Here is a 1,428-nt window from a genome sequence, read left to right as displayed (position 1 = left end):
TGATGTCGGTCACGCGGGTGACGGCGTTGACGATGTCGCCCATGGTTTCCCCGGCGCTTTCCACCAGCACGGAGCCCATATCGACGCGGCTGACCGAGTCTTCGATCAAGCCTTTGATCTCTTTCGCCGCCTGCGCGCTGCGCTGCGCCAGGTTGCGCACTTCACCGGCCACCACCGCGAAGCCGCGGCCCTGTTCGCCGGCGCGCGCCGCTTCCACTGCGGCGTTCAACGCCAGGATGTTGGTCTGGAAGGCGATGCCGTCGATCACGCCGGTAATATCGGCGATCTTCTGCGAACTGCCGGCGATGTCGTGCATGGTCTGCACCACGTTGGCCACCACCTTACCGCCTTTCTGCGCGGTTTCGGAGGCGCTCAGCGCCAGCTGTGAAGCCTGACGGGCGTTTTCGGCGTTCTGTTTCACCGTCGCGGTCAGCTGTTCCATGCTGGCGGCGGTCTCTTCCAGCGACGCGGCCTGCTGCTCGGTGCGGGAGGAGAGATCGTTGTTGCCCGCGGCGATTTCTGACGCGCCGCTGTAGATGGCGTCCGCGCCCTGACGCACGCCGCTGACGGTTTCGATCAGTTCGCTTTGCATGTGTTTCAGGCTGGCCGCCAGCACGCCCATTTCGTTGCGGCTGTTGACGACGATCTGCTGAGTCAGGTCGCCGGCGGCGATCTGTTTGATGTGGTCGATCATGCGGTTCAGCGGGCGCACCAGGATGTGATGGATACCGGTCCAGACCAGTACGATCACCGCCAGCACCACCACCAGCACCACGATCAGCGTCCAAATGGCCGAGTTGTACGAGCTGTTGCTGCCGTCGACCGCGATTTGGTACAGCTTGCCGTTTTGCTCCAGATAAACGTTGTAGCTCTGCTCAAAGTTGTCCTGGTAACTCTGCGTAGGCTGATCGAAGAACGCGTTGATTTTGCCTTCGCCCAGCAGTTGGATCAGCTCGGAGAGCGCGCCGTACAGCACATCGTACTGCTGCTTGAGGCGTTCCGCCGACTGAGGATCCTGGCGCGGGTCCTGAGGAATTTTCTCGTACGCGGCGTAGTGTCTTTCCGCTTCACCCAGCTCTTCCTTCGCTTTGGCCAGCAGTTCATCAATGGTGGCGCCGCTGCCGATCTTGTTGGTATCCATCATGTAGCGAATACCGGCGCGGTTCAGGGAGTTACGCGCCTGCAGCAGGTCAACGCGGCTTTCACTCAGCTGCAGCTGCTGCTGGCGGATCGTTTGCAGGACGGTAAAGTTTTCCTTATCGCTTTTCAGCGAGGAGAAAAAGAGTCCGCCCGAAATCAACTGCAAGGCGCCAAACAGCACCAACACCAGCAACAGGCTGGTGACCACCTTCATACGATTTAACATGATTTCCCTTGTTGAAGCCCGCGCAGACAGGCTCTGATGACGTTGAATGTGAGAGTTATCGG

The 1,428-nt window shown here is 60.0% G+C and carries 1 protein-coding gene; it reads right to left on the bottom strand.

Features of this window, described 5'->3' with window-relative positions; all coding sequences use genetic code 11:
• Positions 1-1,366 (bottom strand): Tar ligand binding domain-containing protein (locus tag ADK28_RS19910; protein WP_048796467.1); only part of this gene is annotated, 1,366 nt, incomplete at its 3' end.
• Between the last annotated feature and the right edge of the window lie 62 nt (positions 1,367-1,428).

It is taken from the genome of Serratia sp. 506_PEND (assembly GCF_001076875.1).
Taxonomy (GTDB): Bacteria; Pseudomonadota; Gammaproteobacteria; order Enterobacterales; family Enterobacteriaceae; genus Serratia; species Serratia marcescens.
Note: the sequence above shows the minus strand (reverse complement) of the source record. Positions and strands in the feature narration are given on the sequence as shown.